Annotated in this window: 21 protein-coding genes, 1 other RNA gene and 1 pseudogene; 16 read left to right on the plus strand and 7 right to left on the minus strand. The window is 61.0% G+C overall.

What is annotated here, in order from left to right; all coding sequences use genetic code 11:
- Positions 1 to 349 (plus strand): hypothetical protein (locus RMO57_RS08185; protein ID WP_414896392.1); only part of this gene is annotated, 349 nt, incomplete at its 5' end.
- Between the two features lie 236 nt (positions 350 to 585).
- Positions 586 to 1,782, plus strand: a complete 1,197-nt coding sequence (locus tag RMO57_RS08190) for a tyrosine-type recombinase/integrase (protein WP_310385723.1) — start codon at positions 586 to 588, stop codon at positions 1,780 to 1,782.
- Between the two features lie 104 nt (positions 1,783 to 1,886).
- Here RMO57_RS08190 and ssrA read toward each other — a convergent pair.
- The 4 genes from ssrA to ompA form a co-directional block, all read right to left on the minus strand.
- Positions 1,887 to 2,258: a transfer-messenger RNA gene (gene ssrA / locus RMO57_RS08195) on the minus strand.
- A gap of 13 nt (positions 2,259 to 2,271) precedes the next feature.
- Entirely contained in the window at positions 2,272 to 2,916 is a 645-nt protein-coding gene (gph, locus tag RMO57_RS08200) for a phosphoglycolate phosphatase (RefSeq protein ID WP_310385705.1), read from the minus strand.
- 50 nt (positions 2,917 to 2,966) lie between these two features.
- Positions 2,967 to 3,671, minus strand: coding sequence for a bifunctional 2-polyprenyl-6-hydroxyphenol methylase/3-demethylubiquinol 3-O-methyltransferase UbiG (ubiG, locus tag RMO57_RS08205; protein ID WP_310385706.1), 705 nt, complete (start codon positions 3,669 to 3,671; stop codon positions 2,967 to 2,969).
- Between the two features lie 142 nt (positions 3,672 to 3,813).
- Positions 3,814 to 4,473, minus strand: coding sequence for an outer membrane protein OmpA (gene ompA, locus RMO57_RS08210; protein WP_310385707.1), 660 nt, complete (start codon positions 4,471 to 4,473; stop codon positions 3,814 to 3,816).
- A 265-nt stretch (positions 4,474 to 4,738) separates the two neighbouring features.
- Between ompA and gyrA the strand changes: the two genes are divergently transcribed.
- From gyrA to RMO57_RS08280, 14 genes are all read left to right on the plus strand, one after another.
- Positions 4,739 to 7,408, plus strand: coding sequence for a DNA gyrase subunit A (gyrA, locus tag RMO57_RS08215; protein WP_310385708.1), 2,670 nt, complete (start codon positions 4,739 to 4,741; stop codon positions 7,406 to 7,408).
- A 2-nt stretch (positions 7,409 to 7,410) separates the two neighbouring features.
- Positions 7,411 to 8,022: a DUF2059 domain-containing protein gene (locus RMO57_RS08220; RefSeq protein WP_310385709.1), complete on the plus strand. Its 612-nt coding sequence runs from the start codon at positions 7,411 to 7,413 to the stop codon at positions 8,020 to 8,022.
- A gap of 24 nt (positions 8,023 to 8,046) precedes the next feature.
- Positions 8,047 to 9,168: a 3-phosphoserine/phosphohydroxythreonine transaminase gene (serC, locus tag RMO57_RS08225; protein ID WP_310385710.1), complete on the plus strand. Its 1,122-nt coding sequence runs from the start codon at positions 8,047 to 8,049 to the stop codon at positions 9,166 to 9,168.
- Positions 9,161 to 10,258, plus strand: coding sequence for a prephenate dehydratase (pheA, locus tag RMO57_RS08230; RefSeq protein ID WP_310385711.1), 1,098 nt, complete (start codon positions 9,161 to 9,163; stop codon positions 10,256 to 10,258). The genes serC and pheA overlap by 8 nt, the downstream gene beginning before the upstream one ends.
- A 14-nt stretch (positions 10,259 to 10,272) precedes the next feature.
- Positions 10,273 to 11,151: a prephenate dehydrogenase gene (locus RMO57_RS08235; RefSeq protein ID WP_310385712.1), complete on the plus strand. Its 879-nt coding sequence runs from the start codon at positions 10,273 to 10,275 to the stop codon at positions 11,149 to 11,151.
- A 35-nt stretch (positions 11,152 to 11,186) separates the two neighbouring features.
- Positions 11,187 to 13,214, plus strand: coding sequence for a bifunctional 3-phosphoshikimate 1-carboxyvinyltransferase/cytidylate kinase (locus tag RMO57_RS08240; protein WP_310385713.1), 2,028 nt, complete (start codon positions 11,187 to 11,189; stop codon positions 13,212 to 13,214).
- Positions 13,215 to 13,382: 168 nt separating this feature from the next.
- The gene (rpsA, locus tag RMO57_RS08245; RefSeq protein WP_310385714.1) at positions 13,383 to 15,104 is read left to right on the plus strand and encodes a 30S ribosomal protein S1; all 1,722 of its coding nucleotides are present in this window, start codon (positions 13,383 to 13,385) and stop codon (positions 15,102 to 15,104) included.
- 125 nt (positions 15,105 to 15,229) lie between these two features.
- Positions 15,230 to 15,544: an integration host factor subunit beta gene (locus tag RMO57_RS08250; RefSeq protein ID WP_310385715.1), complete on the plus strand. Its 315-nt coding sequence runs from the start codon at positions 15,230 to 15,232 to the stop codon at positions 15,542 to 15,544.
- A 42-nt stretch (positions 15,545 to 15,586) separates the two neighbouring features.
- Positions 15,587 to 15,877 (plus strand): LapA family protein, encoded by a 291-nt coding sequence (locus RMO57_RS08255; protein ID WP_310385716.1) that lies wholly within the window; start codon positions 15,587 to 15,589, stop codon positions 15,875 to 15,877.
- On the plus strand, positions 15,867 to 17,012 hold the full coding sequence (gene lapB, locus RMO57_RS08260) for a lipopolysaccharide assembly protein LapB (RefSeq protein WP_310385717.1): 1,146 nt from the start codon (positions 15,867 to 15,869) through the stop codon (positions 17,010 to 17,012). The genes RMO57_RS08255 and lapB overlap by 11 nt, the downstream gene beginning before the upstream one ends.
- Entirely contained in the window at positions 16,999 to 18,075 is a 1,077-nt protein-coding gene (gene waaF / locus RMO57_RS08265; RefSeq protein WP_310385718.1) for a lipopolysaccharide heptosyltransferase II, read from the plus strand. The genes lapB and waaF overlap by 14 nt, the downstream gene beginning before the upstream one ends.
- A 6-nt stretch (positions 18,076 to 18,081) precedes the next feature.
- Positions 18,082 to 19,191 (plus strand): glycosyltransferase family 9 protein, encoded by a 1,110-nt coding sequence (locus tag RMO57_RS08270; protein WP_310385719.1) that lies wholly within the window; start codon positions 18,082 to 18,084, stop codon positions 19,189 to 19,191.
- A gap of 72 nt (positions 19,192 to 19,263) precedes the next feature.
- Entirely contained in the window at positions 19,264 to 20,052 is a 789-nt protein-coding gene (locus tag RMO57_RS08275; protein ID WP_310385720.1) for a glycosyltransferase family 25 protein, read from the plus strand.
- A gap of 63 nt (positions 20,053 to 20,115) precedes the next feature.
- Positions 20,116 to 21,411, plus strand: coding sequence for a glycosyltransferase (locus RMO57_RS08280; RefSeq protein WP_310385721.1), 1,296 nt, complete (start codon positions 20,116 to 20,118; stop codon positions 21,409 to 21,411).
- Here RMO57_RS08280 and gmhB read toward each other — a convergent pair.
- From gmhB to RMO57_RS08295, 3 genes and pseudogenes are all read right to left on the minus strand, one after another.
- Complete coding sequence (gene gmhB, locus RMO57_RS08285; RefSeq protein ID WP_310385722.1) at positions 21,408 to 21,962, minus strand: D-glycero-beta-D-manno-heptose 1,7-bisphosphate 7-phosphatase; 555 nt, start codon at positions 21,960 to 21,962, stop codon at positions 21,408 to 21,410. The two genes, RMO57_RS08280 and gmhB, sit on opposite strands and share 4 nt — an antisense overlap.
- A complete protein-coding gene (locus tag RMO57_RS08290) occupies positions 21,963 to 22,433 on the minus strand; it encodes an adenylyltransferase/cytidyltransferase family protein (RefSeq protein WP_310385724.1) in 471 nt (156 codons plus the stop codon).
- Between the two features lie 20 nt (positions 22,434 to 22,453).
- Positions 22,454 to 22,580: pseudogene (locus RMO57_RS08295) on the minus strand (D-glycero-beta-D-manno-heptose-7-phosphate kinase); the annotation flags it as partial.

Raw genomic sequence — 22,580 nt, forward strand, 5'->3', positions numbered from 1 at the left:
CGGCTGGGTGGTGCAGAACCTGCTGAAGCAACGTCGCCGGCCAATGACAAAGCCCGCACGGCAGCAGCTAATTGTCTCGACGCTGCAATGGTGGCTGGCCCCGGTGTGCGGCTATTGCAATGGCACCGGCTTTGTTGAAGCGCTGATCGAAGGCACCGATGAAGGCGCCGGCCGGCTGACGACGGCAGCGTGCTCAGGCTGCCACGGCTCAGGCCGCCGGCCACTGCAGCGCGAAGTGCCGCCGCCGCTCTACCCGACGGCCCGCTGGATCACGGCCGAGCTCGACAGGCTGGTGGCGCTGATCCACAACGACATGGCCAAGCTGCTCGGGCAGCGGCTGGATTTCTGATTCACCCAAACCCCAAAGTCCTACACTCCCATGCTTTATTGGGTCCGATTGTCCAAATACTGCCAAGAATCCGGGGAAACACCGGACGCGGTAGAGAAGCGCTTGCGTACCGGCAAGTGGCTTCGGGACATCCACGCCCGTAAACCTGAAGGGAGTGCAGAGCTGTGGGTGAATCTGAAAGCGGTGAACGACTGGGCAGCGGGAAAGACCCCAGCCCACCTGCACGGAAAAAGCGCGTGATCGGCGTCACGCCGCTGAGCCGCAAGAACAAGCAGGTCTATCAGGTTGCATTTTCGTATCGCGGCGTGCAATGCCGTGAAGTGGTCGACCTGCCGCATAGCAAGGCCAATGAGCAATATTGCATGCGGACGCGGGCCGAGATCATGGGCAAGATCGAGCGAGGCGAATTCCGCTACGTCGACTACTTCCCGAACTCGGCGCGCGCGCAGGTTTTCGGCCACGCGCCGGTTCAATCGAAGCTGCTGAAGGGTTTGCTGGAAGCCTATCGCGACCGCGTGAAGCTGACGCTTGAGGCCAGCACTTTCGCCGGCTACCGCAAGGCCATCGAAAACAACCTGATCCCCTGGTGCGGCGACAAGCGCCTGGCCGACCTGAAGCCGGCCGACATCCGCGATTGGGTTGGCACGCAAGCGGTGAGCCTCAAGACGATCCGAAACCGGCTCTTGCCACTGCGCGGCGTGCTGGATGAAGCGGTGGCCGATGAGCTGATACCGTTCAACCCGATCGACCGCGTGACGCTGGCCAAGCTGGTCCCCGTCGACAAGCGGACAAGCGACTTCGAGCCTGAGCCATACACGGCTGGCGAATTGAAGATCCTGCTCGGCAAGCTGACCAACCTGCGCGAGCGGTACGCCTTTCAGTTTTGGGCATTCACCGGCGTGCGCACCGGCGAGCTCGTCGGCCTGCGCTGGTCGCGCGTCGACTTGGAAGCCAGGACGGTCCACATTCAAGAGACGACAACCGAAGGCAAGGACAAGGCCAGGCCCAAGACCAAGGCGGGCGTGCGGACCATCCCGCTGTTGCCGGCGGCACTGGAAGCGCTGGAGGGCATGCGCGAGCTGACGCAGCTGGCGGGCCAGCGCGTTTTCACCAACACCCGAGCCGATGCAAAAGACGGCGCTTGGCGCGACAGCACGCTGGCCAGGATATGGAAGGCCGCCCACAAAGACACTGGGATCGCCTACCGCAACCCGTACCAGCTACGCCATACATTTGCCAGTCAGTTGCTCAGCCAGGGCGACAACCCTGCCTTTATCTCCAAGCTGCTCGGGCACAAGACCGTAGAAATGGTGCAGCGCACTTATGGGCGCTGGGTATCAGAGGGCGAGAAGCTGGGCTTTGATCGGCCGCCCCGCCAATACGGCGTCCAACTACTTTGGGCGCCAGTTGATTCACATGTGAAAAAAATGTGAATCGCATGTGAGACGGGTGACGGAACAGGACGGATCAGGACAAAAATAAAATGCCTGAAAAGAGAAAACCCCTAAGTAAATCAACTACTTAGGGGTTTTTATATTGGTGGAGCCGGGGGGAATTGAACCCCCGTCCGCAAGCCATCACCGGGCAGTTCTACATGCTTAGCCGTCTGATTTGAATCTCGCGGTTGAATCGCGCAGTGGCACGCTATCCTTCCCGCCAGTCACTTAATCTTGTCCCGTACCTTGTAACCCGGTGCAGAACCAGCCAATGTGAATGACTTCTCAGCCTTCAGCCTTGCGACTTAAGCCCGGCCCATTGGCCAACCGTTGAGAAGCTCACGCGCAATTAAGCGGCGAGTGCGAACGTAGAGTCGTTTGCAGTTACTTTGTTTCCAGTGGTTTTACGAGCGAACTGGTGCTCGGCATGCCCTACTCCGGATCCGCACCCACGTCGAAACCTGGTCGGCCCCCGAAGTTTGTATTTTAGGCCAATCCGAGCAACTTCAAGATCCCGGATGGCGAAGAAAGGACAATATCGGCATCCCAGGCCTCAATCGGCTTGCCTTTGCCCAAATATCCCCAGCCCGCAGCTACTGTTCCCATGCCGGCCGCTCGCCCGGCAATGATGTCGCGCTCGTCGTCACCCACATAAATGCAGCGCTGCGGATCCATGCCGCCGCGTTTAGCCGCCTCCAGCAACGGCGCCGGATGAGGCTTTGAATGTGCGGTGGTGTCGCCACCGATGACCGCAAAGGCAGCACTATCCAAACCAAGTTGGCGGGTCAAAGGCATTGCAAATCGCTCGGCCTTGTTGGTCACGATGCCCCAAGGAATACCGGCGACTTGCAGCGACTTCAGAAGTTCCAACACTTGGTCGAACAAGCGTGTTTCCTGCACGATGCGAGCCTCGTACCGATCCAAAAATTCGCTCTTGCTGGCTTCGTAATCTGCATGCTCAGGCGTCAGCTGCAGCGCGACATTCAACATGCCGCGCGCGCCGGTACCCACATGGGGCCGCAACGCTTCCAGCGGCAAGGTGGCCATGCCTCGGTTCAAGCGCATTTCATTGACTGCACCCGCCAGGTCCGGCGCGCTGTCCACCAAGGTACCGTCGAGGTCAAACAGCAATGCCTGAACGGTGAATGGTGAATTTTGCCAAGCCGAAAGAAGTTCAGACGTCATAGCGGCCGGCGGCAAGCCAAGAGGTAGTTGACGTCGGTGTCCGCGCCCAAGCTGTAGCGCTGGGTCAAGGGGTTGTAGCTCAGGCCGCGGCTGCATTGCAGATCAAGATCGGCATCGCGACAAAACTGCGCCAGCTCCGAGGGGCGCAAAAACCGCGCGTACTCATGGGTGCCGGCCGGCAGCATCTTGAGTAAGTATTCGGCGCCCACGATGGCAAACAAGAAGGACTTGAGATTGCGGTTTAAGGTGGACAAGAACACCCAGCCGCCCGGCTTGACCAGCTCGGCGCAAGCGCGCAAGACTGAAGCGGGGTCCGGGACATGCTCCAGCATCTCCATGCAGGTCACGACATCAAAACTCGCCGGCCGCTCAGCCGCCAAGGCCTCAACCGCGATCTCGCGGTATTCCACGCCTTCGGTGCCTGCCTCCATCGCATGCAGCTTTGCCACCTTAAGCGCCTTGCTGGCCAGGTCTATGCCTAGCACCTGCGCGCCTCGGCGCGCCATAGAGTCGCTCAAAATACCGCCGCCGCAGCCAACATCTAGGACTTGCTTGCCGGCCAAGGGACTCAGGCCACAAATCCAATCGAGGCGCAGCGGATTGATCCGGTGCAGGGGCTTGAACTCGCTCTCGGTATCCCACCAGCGGTGGGCCAAATTACCAAACTTGGCAAGCTCTTGGGGGTCGGCATTGATCATCATGGTGGTTGATAGTAAGAGGTTGCTGGTCATCGGCGGCGAATAGGGCTTTGGTGCATGAGCCCCTTCACCCAACGAAAAAAGCCCCGCATCAGCGGGGCTTTTAACAATCAACTAGCCGAGCGCCGCAGCGCTTGGCTGTTGATTACTTGGTGTCGCGTGTGCCGACCACTTCGATCTCAACGCGACGGTTCTTGGCGCGGCCTTCGGCGGTCTTGTTGTCAGCAACAGGAGCCTTCTTGCCCTTGCCTTCGGTGTAGACGCGGTTCTTCTCGGCGCCCAAGCTCACCAAATAGGCCTTGACGGCTTCCGAACGGCGAACCGACAGCTTCTGGTTGTACTCTTCAGTACCGATGGAGTCGGTGTGACCCACGGCAATGATGACTTCCAGGTTCAACGCCTTGGTCTTGCCGTACAGGTCAGCCAACACGGCCTTACCTTCTGGCTTCAACACCGATTTGTCGAAGTCGAAGAATGCGTCAGCGGCGAAAGTCACCTTTTCGCTGGTTGGCTTTGGAGGCACAACTACGGGCTTGGGTGCGACAGGAGCAGCCACCGGTGCCGGTGTTGGCTCAACAGGAGCGGCCTTGACGGCTGGCTTCAAAGCGCCGTCGCATTCCTGGAGTGCCGTTGCGGGCGTCCAGTTGCTGTCACGCCAGCACAGCTCGTTGGTACCGTTCTTGACAGCGGTGCCATCAGTAGCGCGCCAGTTATCGATGGTTTGCTGCGTGGTCTGCGCGAAAGCGCCGGACGCGGCAACCGCTGCGATAGCGAAAAGCGACGCCACTCGATTCAATTTCTTCATGATTCTCCTCTCAAGGAATGCCGCAGTTGCCCTGCGATTGCCTAGTACTGGAACAAAAAACCTCGGGGATTCCCGAAGTACGGGTTTCTCCTAGGGACTCATCGATTGTGCCATAGGGCACCGATAACTTCGTATTGTGGCGGTGCTTGACGGCAAGGTAAGGGCTGCTGTTGCGTCGCAGCTACAGCCGCAGGCCTTTAGAATGCCGTCTTCCGTCCTCAACGATGCAGGCCGCACCCGCTGGGTGTGAGTCGAGCACAAGCGCATGACCCAGTTCGCCAAGGAAACATTGCCCATCAGCCTCGAAGAGGAAATGCGGCGTTCATACCTCGATTACGCGATGAGCGTGATTGTGGGACGTGCTCTACCCGATGCACGCGATGGCTTGAAGCCGGTGCACCGACGCGTGCTTTTCGCGATGCACGTGCTCAATAACGATTGGAATCGACCCTATAAAAAGTCCGCTCGTATCGTCGGCGATGTGATTGGTAAATATCACCCGCACGGCGACACCGCGGTGTATGACACCATCGTGCGGATGGCGCAAGATTTCTCGATGCGCCATATGTTGGTTGACGGCCAGGGTAATTTCGGCTCGGTCGATGGCGATAACGCCGCCGCGATGCGATATACCGAAATCCGGCTGGCGAAAATCGCGCATGAAATGCTTGGCGATATTGACAAAGAAACCGTCAATTTCGGGCCAAACTATGACGGCTCGGAAAGCGAGCCTTTGGTTTTGCCTACGCGCTTGCCGAGTTTGTTGGTCAACGGCTCGACCGGCATTGCCGTCGGCATGGCCACCAACATCCCGCCGCACAACCTCAACGAGGTCATCGACGCCTGCTTGCACGCGCTGAAGAACCCCGATGTGACCATCGATGAATTGATGGAGATCATCCCGGCACCGGACTTCCCAACCGCCGGCATCATCTACGGCCTGTCGGGTGCCCGCGACGGCTACCGCACCGGCCGCGGCAAGGTGGTAATGCGTGCCAAGGTCCACTTCGAGGACATCGACAAGGGCTCGCGCCAGTCCATCATCGTTGACGAGATCCCCTATCAGGTCAACAAAAAGACCCTGCTGGAGCGCATCGCCGAGCTGGTGCACGAGAAGAAGATCGAAGGCATCAGCCACATCCAGGACGAGAGCGACAAGTCCGGCATGCGGGTGGTGATCGAGCTCAAGCGCGGCGAAGTGCCCGAGGTGGTGCTGAACAATCTGTACAAGCAGACGCAGCTGCAAGACACCTTCGGCATGAATATGGTCGCGCTCATCGACGGCCAGCCCAAGCTGTGCAATCTGAAAGAGCTGATCATCGTCTTCTTGGAGCATCGCCGCGAGGTGGTGACGCGCCGCACGATTTTCGAGCTGCGCAAGGCCCGCGACCGCGGCCATGTGCTGGAAGGCTTGGCCGTCGCGATGGCCAATATCGATGAGTTCATCGCCACCATCAAGGCTTCGCCAACACCGCCTGTCGCCAAGGCCGCCTTGATGGCCAAGAGCTGGGACTCCTCGCTGGTGCGCGAAATGCTGGCGCGCGCCGAGGGTGACACCGAAGGCGGCCGCAACGCCTATCGCCCCGAAGGTCTGCCGCCAGCTTACGGCATGCAGAGCGACGGCCTGTACCGCCTGTCCGACGACCAAGCCGGCGAAATTCTGCAGATGCGTCTGCAGCGCTTGACCGGCCTCGAGCAGGACAAGATCGTGGCCGAGTACCGCGAAGTGATGTCGCAGATCGCCGATTTGCTCGACATTCTGGCCAAGCCGGCCCGCGTCACCGCCATCATCACCGACGAGCTGTCACAAGTTCGCCTGGAGTTCGGCCAGACCAAGATCGGCGCACGGCGAAGCTCGATCGAGCACAACCCGCAAGAGCTCGGCACCGAGGACCTGATCACGCCGACCGATATGGTGGTGACGCTGTCGCACACCGGCTACATCAAGAGCCAGGCGCTGAGCGAATACCGGGCGCAAAAACGCGGCGGACGCGGCAAGCAAGCGACGCAGACCAAGGACGATGATTGGGTCGACCAGCTCTTCATCGCCAACACGCACGACTGGCTGCTGTGCTTCAGCAACCGTGGCCGCGTCTACTGGCTGAAGGTCTGGGAAGTGCCGCAGGGTTCGCGCAATTCACGCGGCAAGCCGATCGTCAATATGTTCCCGCTGCAGCAAGACGAGAAAGTCACCGTCGTGCTGCCGCTGACGGGCGAGTTCCGCGTCTTCCCGGAAGGCCACTTTATCTTCATGGCCACCGCCCTGGGCACGGTTAAGAAGACCTCGCTGGAAGACTTCGCCAACCCGCGCAAGTCAGGCATTATCGCGATCGCGCTGGACGAAGGCGACCACCTGATCGGCGCCGCGCTGACCGACGGCAAGCATGATGTGATGCTGTTCAGCGACGGCGGCAAGGCGGTGCGCTTCGACGAAGACGATGTGCGCTCGCTGGGTCGCACGGCGCGCGGTGTGCGCGGCATGATGCTGGAGCCCGAGCAGCGCTTGATCGCGATGCTGGTGGCCGAAAATGACGGCACGCAATCGGTCTTGACTGCCACCGAAAACGGTTTTGGCAAGCGCACCAACATCCTTGAGTACACCCGCCACGGCCGCGGCACCAAAGGCATGATCGCGATCCAGCAAACCGAGCGCAATGGCCGCGTGGTGGCCGCGACACTGGTGCGTCCGGATGACGAGATCATGCTGATCACCGACCGCGGTGTGCTGGTGCGCACGCGGGTTTCGGAGATTCGCGAACTCGGTCGCGCCACGCAAGGCGTGACACTGATTGCACTCGACGACGGCTCTAAACTGTCGGGCCTGCAACGCATCGTCGAAAACGATGCGAATGAAGGCAATGCCCTCGACACCGAAACCCCAGACGGCGCACCCACCGAAGACGGTGGCGCTCTTGACGACACTAACAAGGAATAAGCTTGAACAAGTCCATGAAGATTTTGGCCACAGCGGCCCTCGCAGTTTGCGTTAATGCCGGCTTCGCTCAGGCCGCCACTCCCGCTGCCACGCCTACTGCTGCCGCGCCGTCGGCCGCCAAGAAGGAGCTGATTGCTAAGCTGATTCAGCTGCAACAACCCGGCGTGGAGAACATTGCCCGCATGCTGATTCAGCAGCCGGTCGGCCAGTTGATGCAAGGTGCTGGCCAGGCCCTGCAAACGCAGGTTCCCGCCGAGAAGCGCGAAGCGACCGCCAAAGCGATTGAAGCCGAAGTGCGCAAGTTCGTCGACGACGCCGTGCCGATGGTGAAAGACAAGGGTGCCAAGATGTCGTCCAGCGTCTGGGCTCCGATGTTGGACGAAAAGTTCAGCGAAGATGAGCTGAAGCAGATCATTGCGTGGCTGGAATCCCCGGCCAGCAAGAAGTACCAGCAAATTGGTGCCGAGATGCAAAACGCCTTGGGTCAAAAGCTGATGGCCGAAGTCGGTCCTGGGCTGGACACCAAGTTCAAGACCTTGCAGCAGAGCATTGCCAAGCAGTTGGGCGTCACGCCCAAGCCGGCCGCCCCGGCCGCTGCTCCCGCCAAGAAGTAAACCCTTCGCTTTCGCACCGATTCGATGAGCCGTCGCCCGTTCAATTTTTCCGCCGGCCCAGCCGCCTTGCCTGAAGAGGTGTTGAGCCAGGTTGCTGGCGAAATGTTGGACTGGCAGGGCTCCGGCATGAGCGTGATGGAGATGAGCCACCGCGGCGCGGAGTTCACTTCGATTGCCAGCGCCGCGGAAGCCGATTTGCGCGAGCTGCTGCAGGTGCCGGCCAATTTTCACATCCTGTTCATGCAGGGCGGGGGCTTGGCTGAGAACGCGATCGTGCCGATGAACTTGTCGAGAGGCGGCAAGGTTGATGTGGTCGTCAGCGGCTCTTGGTCGGCCAAGAGCGCAGAGGAAGCACAACGTTATGCCGACGTCAGCGTCGCTGCCAGCGGTGCCTCAGCCAAGTTCCGCGCCCTGCCCGCGCCGGCCAGCTGGCAGCTGCGCGGTGATGCAGCCTACGTCCACATCTGCTCCAACGAGACAATTGACGGCGTCGAGTTTCACGAGCTGCCCGACCTGATGGCCTTGGGGCACACCACACCGCTGGTGATCGACTGCTCCTCGCATCAACTCTCGCGCAGCATCGATTGGTCACGCGTCGGCCTAGCCTTTGGCGGCGCACAAAAGAATATCGGCCCGGCCGGCCTGACCTTGGTCTTTGTGCGTGAAGACCTGCTCGGCCATGCGCTGGCGATCTGCCCCACGGCCTTTGATTTCAAGGTCGTGGCCGAGGCCAAGTCCATGTACAACACGCCGCCGACCTTTGGCATCTATGTCGCCGGCCTGGTGTTCCAGTGGCTCAAGCGCTTCAGCTACGCAGGCAAGACCGGCGTGGCGGCGATCGAGCAGCGCAATATCGACAAGGCGCAGCTGCTGTACGCGGCGCTGGACGCCTCCCCCATGTTTGAAAACCGCGTGGCAGCCGACTGCCGCTCACGCATGAATATTCCGTTCTACCTGAGCGGCAAGTTCAATACCGAAACCCTCACTCAAGCCTTCCTGACCGGAGCGAAAGAGCGACAACTGCTGCAACTCAAGGGCCACAAGTCCGTGGGCGGCATGCGTGCATCGATCTATAACGCCATGCCACTCGAAGGCGTGCAAGCCCTGGTGGCGTATCTGAAGGACTTTGAGGCTGCACATGGCTGAAACACAAGGCGCACCGGAATTGCTGGATTTACGCCAGCAGATCGACGCACTCGACTCCCAACTGCTGACCCTGCTGAACCATCGCGCCCAAGTGGCCGAGCAGGTCGGCGAGATCAAACGCCGCGAAGGTTCGCCCTTCTTTCGCCCCGACCGCGTGGCACAGGTGATCGAGAAGATCAAAACCGCCAACACCGGCCCGCTGAAGGGTGAACATGTGGCCGCCATCTGGCGCGAGATCATGTCGGCCTGCCTGGCGCTGGAAAGCCCGCAGCGCGTCGCCGTGCTCGGGCCCCTGGGCACCTTCTGCGAGCAGGCCGCGATCGAGTATTTTGGCGGCGCGGCCGACCTGATTTATTGCAATAGCTTTGACGAGGTCTTCCACGCCACCGCCTCGGGCAGCGCGCAGTACGGGGTCGTTGGGGTCGAGAACATGACCGAGGGCGTGGTGACGCGCTCCTTGGATCTGTTCTTGCACACCCCCACCCATGTGGTCGGCGAGGTCAGCCTCTTGATTCGCCACCATCTGATGCGGCTGGATAACTCGCAAGACGGCATCGAGGCCGTGCTGGCGCATCCGCAAGCCTTGGCGCAGTGCCAGAACTGGCTGTCCAAACATCTGCCGAATGCCGAGCGGCGGGCGGTGTCCAGCAATGCGGAAGGGGCGCGCCTGGCGGCCACCAACCCGGCCTGGGCAGCGATCGCCAGCGACCGCGCCTCGACCATTTTTGGCCTGCACATCGTCGCGCATGCGGTGCAAGACGAAGCCTACAACCGCACCCGTTTTGCCATCATCTGCCTGCCGCAGACGATGGCCACGCCGCCCGCGTCGGCGCATGACTGCACCAGCCTGATCGTCTCGGTGCCGAACCGGCCCGGCGCGATGCACGACCTGTTGGTGCCGCTGAAGACCCACGGCGTGTCGATGACCCGGTTGGAGTCACGCCCGGCCCGCACCGGCCAGTGGGACTATTACTTCTATATCGATTTGGATGGCCACCCGTCACAGCCCAATGTGGCGGCGGCCTTGGCCGAGTTGCGTGAGCTGAGTGCCTTTTTCAAGGTGATCGGCTCCTACCCTTTGAAGGCATAAGGCAAGTGGCCCTGATGTTCAATCAGCTCGGCATCATTGGCTGCGGCTTGATGGGCGGCTCATTTGCTTTGGCGATGAAGAAGGCCGGCCTGGTCAAACGGGTGGTCGGCTACAGCAAGTCGCCATCCACCACCGAGTTGGCCAAGCGCCTGGGTGTCATCGATGTCGCGGCCGAATCGGCCTTGTTGGCTGTGTCGGGCTCCGACATCGTCTTGCTGGCCGTGCCGGTGTCCGCCACCGAGGCGACGCTGAAGGCGATCCGCCACATGGTCAACCCGAACGTGCTGGTGATGGATGTTGGCTCAACCAAGGCCGATGTGGTCGCGGCCGCCCAGCGCGCTCTAGGCAAGCATATCGACGCCTTTGTGCCGGCCCATCCGATCGCCGGCAAAGAATCCGGCGGCGTGCAAAATGCCGCCGCGTCGCTGTACGCCGACTGCCAAGTCATCTTGACGCCGCTGCCGCAAACCAACGCGGACTTGGTGCAACGCGCCACCGATGTGTGGTCGGCGTTGGGCGCGCGGGTGCTCAAGATGACGCCAGAAAACCATGACGCCGCCTTTGCAGCAGTCAGCCATCTGCCGCATCTGCTCGCCTTTGCCTACTTCCAGTCGGTGGCGGCGCAACCGGCGGGGCGCGACTATCTGAGCCTGGCCGGCCCGGGTTTTCGAGATTTCACCCGCATCGCAGCCAGCGAGCCGGCCGTCTGGCGTGACATTCTGATGGCCAACAAGGCTGAGGTCTTGGTCCAGTCACAGCGCTTTCGCCAGGCTTTGGACGCGATCGAAACGCTGCTGAGGGACGATGACTCCGCCGGCCTAGAGGCGCGCATTCGCCTGATCTCAGAAGCCCGTGCGCAGTGGAACCTGACCGCGCCGCGCCCGGCCAAATAGGGCCCGCCCGGCTGCCCCATTTATTCTCGATAGCCATGTTCAAAATCCCCTTCCTCGATCTGCCGCCGCTGCGCAGTGCCGGCGGCACCGTGCGCTTGCCCGGCTCCAAGAGCATCTCCAACCGCGTACTCTTGTTGGCCGGCCTGTCCGAGGGCGTCACCGAGGTGCACGACCTGCTGGACAGCGACGACACCGCCGTGATGCTGGACTCGCTCAAGGCGCTGGGTTGCCGGCTCGAAACCTCCGACCACGGCGTGCTGCAAGTCACCGGCATCGGCGGGCGGCTGAAGGTCGATGCGGCTCAACTCTTCCTCGGCAATGCCGGCACGGCAATGCGCCCGCTGACCGCTGCGTTGGCCTTGTTGGCCGCGACACAGGGTGGTGACTTCGAGCTCAGCGGCGTCGCTCGCATGCATGAGCGGCCGATCGGCGACCTGGTCGACGCCCTGCGCCTGCTCGGCTGCCAAATCGAATGTCTGGGCCAGGAAGGTTATCCGCCCTTGAAGCTCACTGGGCCGTCCAAGCTGGATCTGGCCCAGCCGGTCAAGGTGCGCGGCGATGTCTCCAGCCAGTTCCTGACCGCCCTGCTGCTGGCCCTGCCCTTGGTCGCCACCGAGCAAGACGTGGTGATCGAGGTGGTCGGCGAGCTGATCTCCAAACCCTATATTCACATCACGCTGGAGTTGCTGAAGCGTTTCGGCATCCAGGTGCAGAGGGAAGATTGGCAGCGCTTTACGATTCCTGCCGGCAGCCGCTACCGCTCGCCCGGTGCGGTGCACGTCGAAGGCGACGCGTCCTCGGCCTCTTACTTTGTCGCCCTGGGCGCGCTGGCCGCCACCGAGGCGCCACTGCGCATCGAAGGCGTCGGCAGCGCCTCGCTGCAAGGCGATGTGCGTTTCATCGAAGCGGCGCAGGCGATGGGCGCGCGCGTCGAGGCCGGGCCTAACTGGCTGGAGGTACGGCGCGGGGCCTGGCCCTTGCGCGGCATCAGCCTGGATTGCAATCACATCCCCGACGCGGCGATGACGCTTGCCGTGATGGCGCTGTATGCCGACGGCCCGACCACCTTGACCAATATCGCCAGCTGGCGCGTCAAGGAAACCGACCGCATCGCCGCCATGGCGGCCGAGCTGCGCAAGCTCGGCGCCACCGTCGAAGAAGGCCAGGACTGGCTGCGCGTGCACCCACTGCTGAGCTGGAACGCGGCCAGCATTCACACCTACGACGACCACCGCATCGCGATGTGCTTCTCGCTCGCCGCCTTCAACGGCCTGGTGGCAGGCAAGACCAGCCCGGCCGTGCCGGTGCGGATTCTTGAGCCGCATTGCGTGGCCAAGACCTTTCCTGACTATTTCGAGACCCTGTTCGAGGTCAGTAAGGCGCGCAGCAAAGACATTCCCGTCATCTGCATCGACGGCCCAACCGCGTCCGGCAAGGGCACGCTGGCCGACGAGGTCGCCCATGCTTTGGGCTATGTGGTGCTGGACTCCGGCATGCTGTACCGCGCCAGCGGCCTGGCCGCGCAGCGCGCCGGCGTTGACCTGGATGACGGCCAGGCGGTTGCGGCGGTAGCGGCGCGGCTTGACTTGCATTTCCGCAAGGGCCGCGTAACGCTCGGCGAGGATGACATCACCGAAGCGCTGCGCCTGGAAACCACCGGCCTCTTGGCCTCCAAGGTCGCTACCCATACCGAGGTGCGGCACGCGCTGAACCAGTTGCAGCTCGACTACCGCCGCCTGCCCGGCTTGGTGGCCGACGGCCGCGATATGGGCACGGCCGTGTTCCCGGACGCCGGGTTGAAGGTTTTTCTCACGGCTTCGGCCGAAACTCGGGCCGAGCGGCGCTATAAGCAATTGATTTCCAAGGGGATTTCGGCTAGCATCGCGGGCTTGCGTCAAGATTTAGAGGCGCGTGACTTGCAGGACAAATCCCGCAAGGCCTCGCCCCTGGCTCCTGCCGCAGATGCGCTGGCGCTCGACAACTCGGCCCTCTCCATTGAGCAATCAACGGATGTGGTGCTGGCTTGGTGGGCCAAAGCGGGGCCTTTTTCGGATCAGCGTTGATCCGGGCAAGTCTCAATAAAACCCGCCGACTTCGGCTTTCGAGCCTGGTGCAAAGCCAAGGTTCGCTGCAGTCGGCGATATCCACAACCTAACCCGTCCGGCGGTCAAACGTCAGACACCCACAGTCGGACCGTCAAACGCCTTGGCCGCGCCGACACAGGAAACACCATGACAAAAATCAAGAATCTCGCCGAAGTTACTTCGTTCGAAGCTGGCTCCTTTGGCGCCATGTTCGAAGAGTCGCTGCAGCGTTCCGACCTGCGCGCCGGTGAAGTGATCTCCGCCGAAGTGGTCCGTATCGAGCACAGCTTTGTGGTCGTCAATGCCGGCCTGAAGTCCGAAGCCTACGTGCCCATCGAAGAATTCAAGAACGACCAGGGCGAGCTGGAAGTTCAAATCGGTGACTTCGTTTCCGTCGCCATCGACGCGATCGAAAACGGCTACGGCGACACCATCCTGTCGCGCGACAAGGCCAAGCGTTTGGCTTCGTGGCTGTCGCTGGAAGTGGCGCTGGAATCGGGCGACTTCGTCACCGGTACCGTGTCGGGCAAGGTCAAGGGCGGCCTGACCGTTCTGGTCAACGGCATCCGCGCCTTCCTGCCGGGCTCCCTGCTGGACACACGTCCGGTCAAGGACATGAGCCCGTACGAAGGCAAGACCATGGAGTTCAAGGTCATCAAGCTGGACCGCAAGCGCAACAACGTCGTGTTGTCACGCCGCGCTGTGGTCGAGGCTTCGATGGGCGAAGAGCGCGCCAAGCTGTTGGAAACGCTGGCCGAAGGCGCCATCGTTCAGGGCGTGGTCAAGAACATCACCGAATACGGTGCATTCGTGGACCTGGGCGGTATCGACGGCCTGCTGCACATCACCGACTTGGCATGGCGTCGTGTGCGTCACCCATCGGAAGTGGTCACTGTTGGTCAGGAACTGACCGCCAAGATCCTCAAGTTCGACGCCGAGAAGAACCGCGTCTCGCTGGGTCTGAAGCAGTTGGGCGACGATCCATGGTTCGGTGTGGCACGTCGCTACCCCACCAGCACCCGCCTGTTCGGCAAGATCACCAACATCGCTGACTACGGCGCATTCGTTGAAATCGAGCCGGGCATCGAAGGTCTGGTGCACGTGTCCGAAATGGACTGGACGAACAAGAACATTGCTCCTTCGAAGCTGGTCACCCTGGGTGATGAAGTCGAAGTCATGGTCCTGGAAATCGACGAAGACAAGCGTCGCATCTCCTTGGGCATGAAGCAGTGCAAGGCCAATCCTTGGGAAGATTTCGCTGAAACCGTCAAGCGCGGCGACCGCGTCAAGGGCCCCGTCAAGTCGATCACCGACTTCGGCGTGTTCGTTGGCCTGGCGCAAGGCATCGACGGTCTGGTGCACCTGTCCGACCTGTCCTGGAACGAGACCGGCGAAGCAGCGGTGCGCAACTTCAAGAAGGGCCAAGAAGTCGAAGCCCTGGTCTTGGCCTTTGACGTCGAGCGCGAGCGCATCTCCCTGGGCATCAAGCAGCTGGACAGCGACCCGTTCACCACCTACACCACGGTCAATGACCGCGGTATGGTTGTGAGCGGCAAGGTCAAGACGGTTGACGCACGTGGCGCCGAGATCGAGTTGGCCGACGAAGTGCTGGGTTATCTGCGCGCTTCGGAAATCTCCCGCGACCGCGTGGAAGATGCCCGCACCATGCTGAAGGAAGGCGACGAAGTCTCGACGCTGATCGTCAGCATCGACCGCAAGACTCGCAACATCCAGTTGTCCATCAAGGCCAAGGACAACGCTGACAACCAAGAAGCTATGCAGCGTCTGTCGGCCACCAGCGAGCGTGAAAACGCCGGCACCACCAGCCTGGGCGCATTGCTGCGCGCCAAGCTGGACAACCAAGGCTAAATCGACGGCTATTGGCTGGGCCCTTCAGGCTTAGCCAATCCCTCGACGGTTTACCAGACAGGCCCGCCTCCGCAAGGAGCGCGGGCCTTTTTTATGAAAACGTCCTAACTTCAAAGCCCCGCACCATGACCCGATCCGACCTCGTTGTTTTGCTGGCCGAGCACTTCGGCCAACTGGCGCAGCGTGACACCGAGTTCGCCGTCAAGACGATTCTGGACGCCATGTCCGACTCGCTGGCGCGTGGCCACCGGATCGAGATTCGCGGCTTCGGCAGCTTCCAGGTTAACCGCCGCCCCCCCCGCATGGGCCGCAACCCCCGCAGCGGCGAGCAGGTCTTGATCCCCGAGAAGTTGGTGCCCCACTTCAAGCCAGGCAAAGCGCTGCGCGAAGGGGTGGATGCCAACAAAGAATTGCTCGCCACGCAACAGATTGCGGGCTAAGGCGCCTGGAGCGCAGCGGCTCGGGCACTAGAATCCCGCTCAATGCGTATCCTTGTTTGGGCCTTCCGTGCCTTCCTCTTTTTTGCCCTCTTCGCCTTCGCGCTGAACAACAGCCACGAGGTCGTCGTGCGCTGGTTTTTCGGCCATGAATGGCGCTCGCCGCTGGTAATCGTGGTCTTGCTGGCCTTCGGCATGGGTTGCGCCCTGGGCGTACTCGCGATGGTGCCCGCCTGGTGGCATCACCGTCGCAATGCGCACCGCAGCCCCCCGGTCACAGTGCCGGCCGGCAAGGACGAAGTGCAAGCCCCGAGCGTGATCCACGATGGAATTTGATCTTCGCTGGCTGCTCTTCGCGCTGCCGGCCGCCTTTGCCATCGGCTGGCTGGCGTCCAAGCTCGACACACGGCAATGGAAACGCGAGCAAAAAAGCTCGCCCAAGGCGTATTTCACCGGGTTGAACCTGCTGCTGAATGAGCAGCAGGACAAGGCCATTGATGCCTTCATCGAGGCGGTGCAAAACGACCCCGACACCTCGGAACTGCATTTCGCGCTGGGCAATCTGTTTCGCCGCCGCGGCGAATACGAGCGTGCGGTGCGGGTGCACCAACATCTGCTGCAGCGCGGAGATCTGCCGCGCTCGGAGCGTGAGCGCGCCCAGCACGCCCTGGCGCAAGACTTCTACAAGGCCGGCCTGTTTGACCGCGCCGAGACCGCCTTCACGGCGCTGGCCGGCACGCCGTTCGAGAACGAGGCCGAGCTGGCCTTGCTGGCCCTGTACGAGCGCACCCGCGACTGGCGCAAAGCCGCCGATGTGGCGCGCCATCTGGAGCAAACCGGCACCGCCTCCTTTGCCACCCGCATCGCGCATTACCTGTGCGAGTTGGCGCTCGAAGCGCAGGCGCGCGATCAGGATGTTGAGGCCGCGGCCTTGCTCGCCGAAGCCCGCAAGCAAGCGCCAAACGCCGCCCGCGCCCATGTGTTGGGCGGGCAGATGCAGGCCAGGCTGGGCCAGCCAAAACTGGCGATGGCGGCTTATGCGGAACTGCTGGCGGTCAACCCGGAAGCCTTCAATTTGGTCGCCCGCGACTTTGCCGAGGCGGCGCAGACCTGTGGTTGCCAGCAGCGCGCCTTGGCCATTCTGAGCGATCAATACGGCCGCACACCGGGCATGCACTTGCTGCAGGCGATCGCCAAGCTGGAGCCGGCGGCCGATTTGCAGCGCGAACGCCTGACGCGCCATTTGCGCGAACAACCCAATCTGTCGGCCGCGCGCTTGCTCTTGACCCAAGCCCAGTTCAAACTCAGCGAAGCCGAGGCACCCTTGGTCGCGGCCACCTTGGACCGCGCCGTGCGTCCGCTGCAGCGCTACCGCTGCGCCGCCTGCGGCTTCGAAGCCCAGCATTACTTCTGGCAATGCCCGGGTTGCTTGAACTGGGACACCTATCCGCCGCACCATGTCGACGAGTAGGCCGCCCAAGGCCTTGGATCGAGTTCTGATCGTCCGTCTGAGCGCCTTGGGCGATGTGGTGTTGAGCTCGGGCCTGATCCCGGCACTGCTCAGCCAATGGCCCGCGGCGCGGATCACATGGTTGGTGGAGGCTCCGGCCGCGCCGCTGCTCAAACACAACCCGCGCTTGCACGAAGTGATTGTTTTACCGACGGCGCACTGGAAGAGCTTGTGGCGAGAAGGAAAGCGGCTGCAGGCGCTGCGCGAGATTTGGCGCTTTCGGGCCAGCCTGCGGGCCGCCCGGTTCGATTTGGTCATCGATCCCCAAGGCTTGCTCAAAAGCGGCCTGATGGCTTGGTTCACCGGCGCACCCAGGCGCGTCAACCTGAAGCCGCGCGAATCCAGCCAGTACTTGATGCATGAAAGCGTGCGGCCGGCGCTGCCGGCTGCGGGCGAGCTGCCCATCGTCGCCCATGAATACCGCGATCTGGCGGTCTATCTCGGCGCCGACAGCTCAAGCTACCGGATGGATCTGGCCGTCGGCGAACTCGCCCTGCAACAGGCTCGCAGCCGCTTGAAGGACGCCAAGGTCGGGCCCAAGTACGCCGTCTTGGCCGCCTTCACCACGCGGCCGCAAAAGCATTGGATAGAGAGCCACTGGGCCGGCCTCGCGGACGGCCTAATCGCCCAAGGCCTGACACCTTTGCTGCTCGGTGGGCCGGCCGATCTGACCGCAGCGCAGCGCATCGCCGCAAGCCATGACGGCATCCTCAATCTGGTCGGCCAGTTCAAGCTCGACGAAACCGTCGCCGTCATCAACGACGCTGCTTTGCTGGTCGGCGTCGACACCGGCCTGACCCATATGGCCATCGCCTTGAACATCCCCAGCGTGGCCTTGTTCGGCTCCACCACCCCCTATTTGCGCGGGCCCGACGCTCGAACCCAGGTCCTCTATGAGCGGCTAGACTGCTCGCCCTGCAACCGCAAACCCACTTGCAATGGCCGTTATGACTGCATGCGCCAGTTGGATGTGGCCCGTGTCTTGAGGGCCGCAGCCGAAGTCCAGCAAGCGAGCAAAACCTAAATGCCTATGTCACCCCAACTCGTGCCCAGCGACCTGCTGGCGAAGTCGCAAAAGATTCTGTTCATCACCCACCTGGCCTTGGGTGACTACACCTATTTGCAGAATTTCTTTCAAGCCTTTGCCCGCCGCTTCCCGCATATCGAAGTTCATATCTGGGTTGACGAGTTGCGCCGCAGCAGCCGCCCAGCGGACTGGGTGCATTTGAAAAAATACGCCCTCTATGACTGGTTAGCGGCCTGCCCTTTTGTCGCCAAAACCTATGACAAAACCTACAGCCCGGCGCTGTATCGGCAATCGATTGATGAGGCCCGCGAGCAGCACTATCCGCTGGTGGTTTCATTGGCGACCCTGCGGCCCCATCTGTATGCGAGCCTGGCGAGGGAAATCAGCCCGGACGGCTTTGTCGCCGGCATGAAAAACGAGCCCGCCTTCTTTGCTATCCAGCGCCGCATCGCCTACCGGAAATTGAATACGGCCTTGAATCCCGATGGTTTGAGGCAGCCCGGCCAGCACATTACGGCCATTTACGCCGGCTGGTTCCAATCCTTCTTTGGCATGCAATTGGACGAGGCCGGGCGCTTCCCTTCGCTCGATATTCCAGAGCAATGGCTGGCGGCCGCCCGGCAGCAATTGCAGCAATGGGGTTTTAGCCACGCGCCGCCGGTTTTCATCAACCCCTTTGCCAAGAACAACAAGCGCTGCTGGCCCTTGTCCCGCGTGGTCGAGTTGATTCAGGCCATGCGCAAAATGCCGGCCTGGGCGCAAACCTGTTTTGTGGTCAATGTGGTGCCCTGGGAAATGGACAAGGCGCGCCAGTATTTCGCCAGCCAGGGCTTAGCGCGGGTGCAATTGTTCAGCGCCGACGAGAACTTCTTTCAATTGCCGGCGATATTGAGCCAGTGCGGCTTGATTATTTCGGTAGAAACCGCGGTGATGCATCTGGCCAATGCGGTGCATACCCCGGTGATCGCCTTGATGCGTCAAAAGAATCCAGAGTGGGCACCGATTGATGAGAAAAACAGCACTGTGATCACCACGCTGAACCGCAGCGACTGGGTCAAAGCCATCACCGCCGCGCAGGTCACCGCCGTCTTGGCTTCAGTCGAACCTACCTGAGCGCTGACGCCGCGCCACCCAGAAGAAAACCAAGCACGCAGCCTCAGCTTCCATTGACTGGAGAAAATTGAAATGAACTATTTCGTCATCAATCTCCCACGGGATATTGAAAGAAGAGATTCCATTATCAATGAAATGCAAAAATGCAAATTGAATTTTAGCTTCATAGAAGCGGTCGATGGTCGACTCTTTTCGGCTGAAGCTATTAAAATAAACTACAACGAAGAAAAATCCATTGAGTTATTCAACAGAAAAATGACGCCGGGCGAAATAGGCTGCGCCCTCAGTCACATAAAAATATATAACAAAATTGTCACAGAACGCCTCCCCAGCGCCGTCATCCTAGAGGATGACATCTGCATCACCGACTGCCACATTGAAAAATTGCTCACGGATTTAGAAAAAATATATCCGGGAGACATTCCAGTCGTCGTGCTTCTAAATTTCGTGGATAGATATGAATCGAATAAGAACGATGTCATGATCAATGAGAAATATTCAATGCACGACTCCTACCGAAGCATCAGTTCGTCCGCATATTTTATTACCCAAGCAGCCGCGAAAATTTTGTCTGAAAATATATTCCCAGCGTATGTTGTCGCCGACAAGTGGGAGTATTTTCAGGAGAAATTCTTTCCGGTAAAAATGATCATTCCGAACTGCATAGGTTTATCAGAAAATTCACTCTCCTCCACAATAGAATTGACTGGCGACAGGAGAAAAAAAGTAAAACTAAAATTCAATTACAAATACTACCTGAAGAAAAATATCAAGACGGTTATATTTAATTTATTGAAAAAGCCATTCATGCAATTGAAACGACAAAGTGACTTGAATGGCAAGCCATCTCAGACCCCGTGAAAACCGCACTGACCCCACAGAGATATACGCGTAGCGCAGTATTTCTGAGCATCCCAACAGCCCATGATCTACATTGACGTCACCGACCTCATCCTTTGGGTGCGGCGCAAATCCACCGTCACCGGCATCCAGCGCGTGCATATCAACTATGCCGTCAATGCCTTGGATCACGGCGCTCAATGTCTGATGTTCTACGGCCGGGAATGCCGCAATGTCGCCTTGGTCAGCAATCAGTTCGTGCGCTATATGGCCGACGTCTTGAGCAGCCGGGCGCAGATGGATAGGCCTAAGTTCTTCAAAATGTGCCCCAACGCACGGCTCTCCCCTTGGCCCGACTACCGCCAGAAATATGCGCACCGGCCGGTTAAATGTTTGCTGCACACCCTCGGCGGCCATCTGCGCTTTCATACCCAGCGCTGGCTGTTCGAACGCCCTGCGCAAGCACCTGATTTCAAGCCCGGCGACGCTCTTCTCAGCATCGGCCGCGACTGGACCATGGAAGGTTATGTCGCCAATATTCAGCGCTTGAAGGACAAGTTTGGCATCCGGCCGCAGCTGTTCCTGCATGACATGATCCCGATCCCGGGCGAAAAGCAGGCCGGCACGGCCAAGCGTTTTCTGACCTTCGTCATCGCCGCCTTCAAGACCTTCGACCGCTTCTTCACCAGCTCTGACTACAACCGCGGCGAAATCATCAACTACATGCACGAGTTTGTCGGCTTCGAGAAACCGGTCGTGAAGCTGGGCTTTGGGCAAAACATCAATGCCATGGGCTTGGCCCCGACCGCCCTGCCCGAGGGGTTGGAGCCCGGCCGCTACCTGCTCTGTGTGGGCAGAATTGCCGCCTCGAAAAACCAGATTCGCTTGATGCGCGCCTGGCACAAGCTGGTGCTGGCGGGTGCAGACGGCGGCGTCAAGCTGGTGTTATTGGGTGAGCTCAGCGGCAGCTACCGCGAGTTCAGCGACTATCTCGGCGCGGCCAAGGCCTTGGCGGGCAAGCTGATCTTGTTGGAAAAGGCCTCCGACCAGTTGCTCAACACCCTGTACCAGAACTGCCTGTTCACCGTGTTCCCGTCCACCATCGAAGGCTACGGCCTGCCGGCGGCGGAGTCGGTCGCCTACGGTAAGTTTTGCTTGGCCTCCAACGCCACCTCCATCCCCGAGGCGGCGGGCATTCATGCCGACTATTTCGACCCCTTTGATGAGGATGAAATGCAGGCCAAGCTCAGCCACTACCTCAACGACCACGCGGCCCTGCAAGCCCGTGAGGCCTTGATCAAAGCGACGCCAATCAGAACCTGGGCCGAGGCCAGCGCCGAGCTGGTGGAGCGCGCGGGACGGCCCTTGGACGCCGCTTAGCCCAGCAAAACCGCCGCCGCAGTCGCCAAGCTGCTTGAGCGCTCGGCCACCAAGCTAACTGGCAATTCAGCCGGCTCGCCCCGCCCATCCTTGGCCAGCAAAAACGCCCGCCCGACGCCGGCTGCCTGCGCCGCCTCGATATCGGACGACTTGTCGCCGAACATCACCGAGGCCGCCAGATCCAGCTCCAACTCAAGCGCCGCGCGCAAAATCATGCCCGGCGCCGGTTTGCGGCAACCGCAGTCGATACGGAACTCGGCCACCTGGCCATCCGGCAAATGCGGGCAAAACTCGACCGCCGCCAGCTCCACCTGCTGGGTCTGCAAGTAATCCCTCATCTGCTCGGTGAGGCGATGAAAATCGGCCTCGCTGTATTTGCCCCTCGCGATGCCCGACTGATTGGTCACCACCACCAGCGCGTAGCCGGCCTGATGGAGCTTGCGCATGGCATCGACGGCGCCGGGCACGAACTCGAAGTCCTCCCAGCGGCCGACATAGGCGTGGTCGATATTGATCACGCCGTCGCGGTCTAAAAACGCCGCTTTTTTCATTCAGGTCGAGCGCAGGCTGCGCACCAACGCCGTGGTCGAGTAGCCGTCGACAAAGGACAGCGCCTCGGCGCGCCCGCCCCAGGAACGCACCAGGCGCGTCTCTTCCAGCAGCTCCATGTCGTAATCCCCGCCCTTGACGTAGAGGTCGGGGCGCACACGCGCCAGCAAGGCGCAAGGCGTAGCCTCATCAAAGAAGGTCACACAGTCCACCGCCGCCAGGCCCGCCAGCACCAGGGCGCGGTCGAGAGCGCGGTTGATGGGCCGCTCCGGGCCCTTGCCCAAGCCGCGCGCCGAGGCGTCGGTGTTGATGGCGACGATCAGGCTGGCACCCAGCTGGCGCGCCGCATGCAGATAGCTGACATGGCCGCGGTGCAGGATGTCGAACACGCCGTTGGTGAAGACCAGCGGGCGCGGCAAGACGGCAAGGCGGGCCGCCAAGGCCGCACCGTCCAGCCCGGCCGCATCCAGCAGTTTGTCCTGCAAATTCCAATTCAAGACTGCAACTCCTCATAGCTGACGGTGGCGGTGCCGAACTTGCCGACCACGATGCCGCCGGCACGGTTAGCCCAGCGCATCGCCTGCTCCAGGCTGAGGCCGGCCGCCAGCATGACGGCAAAG

This window comes from Roseateles sp., assembly GCF_031397715.1.
In the GTDB taxonomy this organism is placed as follows: domain Bacteria; phylum Pseudomonadota; class Gammaproteobacteria; order Burkholderiales; family Burkholderiaceae_C; genus Paucibacter_A.

What these genes read in the sequence shown, in the direction of transcription:
- RMO57_RS08250 (WP_310385715.1), top strand. Translation starts at nt 15,230, where the DNA reads ATGACCCGATCCGACCTCGTTGTTTTGCTGGCCGAGCACTTCGGCCAA.
- lapB (WP_310385717.1), top strand. Translation starts at nt 15,867, where the DNA reads ATGGAATTTGATCTTCGCTGGCTGCTCTTCGCGCTGCCGGCCGCCTTT.
- pheA (WP_310385711.1), top strand. Translation starts at nt 9,161, where the DNA reads ATGGCTGAAACACAAGGCGCACCGGAATTGCTGGATTTACGCCAGCAG.
- waaF (WP_310385718.1), top strand. Translation starts at nt 16,999, where the DNA reads ATGTCGACGAGTAGGCCGCCCAAGGCCTTGGATCGAGTTCTGATCGTC.
- RMO57_RS08275 (WP_310385720.1), top strand. Translation starts at nt 19,264, where the DNA reads ATGAACTATTTCGTCATCAATCTCCCACGGGATATTGAAAGAAGAGAT.
- ubiG (WP_310385706.1), bottom strand. Translation starts at nt 3,671, where the DNA reads ATGATGATCAATGCCGACCCCCAAGAGCTTGCCAAGTTTGGTAATTTG.
- RMO57_RS08255 (WP_310385716.1), top strand. Translation starts at nt 15,587, where the DNA reads ATGCGTATCCTTGTTTGGGCCTTCCGTGCCTTCCTCTTTTTTGCCCTC.
- gyrA (WP_310385708.1), top strand. Translation starts at nt 4,739, where the DNA reads ATGACCCAGTTCGCCAAGGAAACATTGCCCATCAGCCTCGAAGAGGAA.
- RMO57_RS08235 (WP_310385712.1), top strand. Translation starts at nt 10,273, where the DNA reads ATGTTCAATCAGCTCGGCATCATTGGCTGCGGCTTGATGGGCGGCTCA.
- ompA (WP_310385707.1), bottom strand. Translation starts at nt 4,473, where the DNA reads ATGAAGAAATTGAATCGAGTGGCGTCGCTTTTCGCTATCGCAGCGGTT.
- RMO57_RS08280 (WP_310385721.1), top strand. Translation starts at nt 20,116, where the DNA reads ATGATCTACATTGACGTCACCGACCTCATCCTTTGGGTGCGGCGCAAA.
- serC (WP_310385710.1), top strand. Translation starts at nt 8,047, where the DNA reads ATGAGCCGTCGCCCGTTCAATTTTTCCGCCGGCCCAGCCGCCTTGCCT.
- RMO57_RS08270 (WP_310385719.1), top strand. Translation starts at nt 18,082, where the DNA reads ATGTCACCCCAACTCGTGCCCAGCGACCTGCTGGCGAAGTCGCAAAAG.
- rpsA (WP_310385714.1), top strand. Translation starts at nt 13,383, where the DNA reads ATGACAAAAATCAAGAATCTCGCCGAAGTTACTTCGTTCGAAGCTGGC.
- RMO57_RS08240 (WP_310385713.1), top strand. Translation starts at nt 11,187, where the DNA reads ATGTTCAAAATCCCCTTCCTCGATCTGCCGCCGCTGCGCAGTGCCGGC.
- gmhB (WP_310385722.1), bottom strand. Translation starts at nt 21,962, where the DNA reads ATGAAAAAAGCGGCGTTTTTAGACCGCGACGGCGTGATCAATATCGAC.